The sequence below is a fragment of the Cellvibrio sp. genome, assembly GCF_053579595.1.
The window spans coordinates 1-3,270 of the sequence record NZ_JBRFPI010000457.1 but is presented as its reverse complement, the minus strand read 5'-3'; the positions used below and the strand labels follow the sequence as shown (position 1 = coordinate 3,270).

Here is a 3,270-nt window from a genome sequence, read left to right as displayed (position 1 = left end):
GCGTTGAATACACCGAATCTGTACATGCGACTGCGGATACTATGGCTAGCACTGCCACAGACTCACCTTTGGTGATTTTCGGTTCTCTCAAGGCTTTGGATTTGGAAGGCACCGCTGTTGATTTCAACACTCCGGACTTCTTACGCATTAACGTTGGCAGCGGCGAAACCACCTTCACTGATGGCACTTCAGATGGTCGCTCTGACTTCGACGAAACTGGTGATGTGACCGTGGTTGAGCTGGGTACTCTGCAGCTAAACCTTGAAGACATTGATCTGGTGATGTTCCCAGGCGCAACTGCTGGTGCAGTTAAGAAGGAAAACGGCAATGATTTCGACTTCCAAGGTGGTGATAAACATGCTGTTACTATTACCGCAGGTTCTGGTTCGTTCCAAACCCAAGGCAGCATCTACCTTTCAACCGATAGCTGTGCAACTCAAACCACTGACCTGACTTTTGCTGCGCCAACTTTGACTGCAACTGCGTTTACTGCGAACGTTAGCGGCACTACCACTGCGTTGACGGCTCCATACTCAGTATGCTACTCAGTTAATGGCACCAACAGCATTCCAGAAGTATCTGCTATTACTGCTAGTTGGACCGTTGATTTCTTCAACAGCCGTTATGATAACCGCACTCTGACATACTCTTCTTATGGTCCATTGTTGCGCAACGGTTGTGTTGCAAGTCTGTTCAACATTCCCGGCTCAAATAATGCCACTGATACAGCTTTCGTCCGTTTGACTAACACCTCTACCACCAACACTGGTGATATTCGTGGTACTTTGTACGCTCAAGACGGTACTGTATTGGGTGCTGATGTAACTATCGCTCCAGCATTGCCAATCCACGCTACTCAAGTATTCAGCTCTTTGGCTGAAGATTCAGTTTCTGCTAACGGCACTATCGTATCTATCGAGAAAGCCTTTGGTGTTACTGCTGCTGATTACAAGGGTCGTGCGCGCCTGGTACTGAAAGGTGCATTCGATACTTGTGAAGCAATGGGCTTGATTCGTAACTCTTCTACTGGTGCTCTGTACAACATGACTAGCACCACTCAAGGTAACGAAGCTGGCGGTGCTAACGACGGTAACAACGCTAACTAATTTATTAGTTACGCCTGTGAAAAAGGGAGTGGCTTTGCCACTCCCTTTTTTTATACCGTACAGGTTCGGTAACCTGTTATATTCAATCTCTAGCCCTTAACTGCCTTCTCATTGCACAAACCTTATTGTCTAATGGCTAGCCACATCCTGCACTGATTTTACCCTACACGCATCCTTGGTAAGTCTAAATTCTCTATGCCTCTATCTATCCTCGCTCTCCTTACAGTACGCAATGAAAGCGACTACATAAGCCACTGCTTACGACACCTTATTAACCAAGGCCTTTCGGTTTGTTTAATCGACAATGGATCCACTGATGACACGGTTCAAAAGGCTTCCGAATTTCTCTCGACTGGCAAGTTACGTATCGAACATTTAGCCTATAACGGATGCTTTGAACTGGCTAATGTATTGAAAAATGAAACTCGCTTAACCAAACTCATACATGCCGATTGGTATATGCATCATGATGCCGATGAAATTCGCTATGCACCGGCAGGTATGGGTACATTGCAAGAAGCGATAGAGATAGTAGACAAAGAAGGGTTTAACGCTATCAATTTTGATGAATTTGTCTTTCTTCCACCAACATTGAGTGATCAATCGCCCGTTTGCGAAGTTAATTATGAAGACTACTTTACCGACTATTATTATTTTTCACCGCGACCCCACCACCGCCTGAATGCCTGGAAGAATACAAATAAACCCGTGGATTTAATCAGTGAAGCCGGGCATCAGGTAAAATTTGAAGGATTAACTATTTACCCCAAATCTTTTACACTCAAGCATTACATTGGCCTGAGCAAACAAAAGATAATCACAAAATATGCCAGCAGGGTTTACTCCATCGACGAGATGCTCAACCGACGCTGGCACGGTGCGCGCGCCCACTTCAACCAAACTGAAGTAGTATGGCCGGCGCCAACCATGCTCAAAACAATAAGTTCACCTGGAGATTTGCTAGATAAAACATCGCCTTTAACAACACATCCCTTTCTAAACAGTGAGGAGTCACGCGAAATTGAGCGGGCAGATGAGCTATACAAAATTAAATACGATAGCCAAAAGCCATTACAACGAGCCAAAGAAAAATTAGCCCAAGTAGGCATATTATCCCTAAAGGTTAATCCAGCCCCTTTTGTTGTGGGAGTCATGCGTTCTGGCACCACCTTGTTGCGCTTAATGTTAGATGCACATCCTGAGCTTGCCGTTCCTTCTGAAACGCGCTTCTTTCCAGCACTTAACCCTTTGGTTAACAAAAAAACTGCAACGCCATATGATGTTGTATCAATACTGGAATCCATTAATACCTGGCCAGATTTTGAACTGGAAGCTGAAGATTTATTACAAAATATGACTGCACGGGGTATTAATACCCCAGGAGCAGCACTACGAATGTTTTATCAAAGTTATGCCCAACGTTTTAATAAGCTACGCTGGGGCGATAAAACCCCATATTACAACTTACATATGGATCAAATTTCACTGCTAATCCCAGAGGCTCGATTTATTCATATTATTCGAGACGGTAGAGATGTTGCCCTGTCAACCAAGGGTTTGTGGTTTGATTTAGGTAAAAATATAGAAGAAATTGCAGTGAACTGGATGAATAGGATTCGACAGACCCGTCAACTTGCGCAATTAGTCCCTCATTATATAGAACTGCGCTACGAAGACCTTATAAGTGCACCAGAACAAACTCTGCGCAAAATTTGCAAATTTATCCATCTACCATTTTCGCCCTTAATGCTTGAGTACCATCACACCGCCAAAGACCGACTAGATGAATTTAAAACACGCTATTCCACAAACGGTGAGATATTAGTATCCAAAGAACGACGCATGTCAGCATTTGCATTAGCGAGCACACCGCCACAAAAAAGTCGCATCGAACGTTGGCGCAATGAACTAACAACGGAGCAAATACTCAAATTTGAGGCCATTGCAGGGCCACTCCTAGGTGAGCTTGGCTATGACCTTCTATCAAAAAATAAGGCATAAAATGCATTTCTTAATTTCTAACCGAAAACCGATTATTATTGGTGGTTTCTATCGCTCTGGAACATCACTCGTGCGTAGACTACTTGACTCCCATAGCAAAATTTATTGCGGTCCGGAAGTAAAGTTCTGGCCCGATTTATATGCTGATTACAAAGATGGTCCT

General features: G+C 44.0%; 3 protein-coding genes. All 3 read left to right on the top strand.

Annotated features, from left to right (window positions below):
- The coding region (locus tag ACWA6V_RS19620; RefSeq protein WP_449524075.1) for a hypothetical protein at positions 1–1,106 on the top strand (1,106 nt) is incomplete at its 5' end.
- Positions 1,107–1,301: 195 nt separating this feature from the next.
- Positions 1,302–3,107: a sulfotransferase gene (locus ACWA6V_RS19615; protein WP_449524074.1), complete on the top strand. Its 1,806-nt coding sequence runs from the start codon at positions 1,302–1,304 to the stop codon at positions 3,105–3,107.
- Positions 3,079–3,270 (top strand): sulfotransferase (locus ACWA6V_RS19610; RefSeq protein ID WP_449524073.1); only part of this gene is annotated, 192 nt, incomplete at its 3' end. The genes ACWA6V_RS19615 and ACWA6V_RS19610, both read left to right, overlap by 29 nt.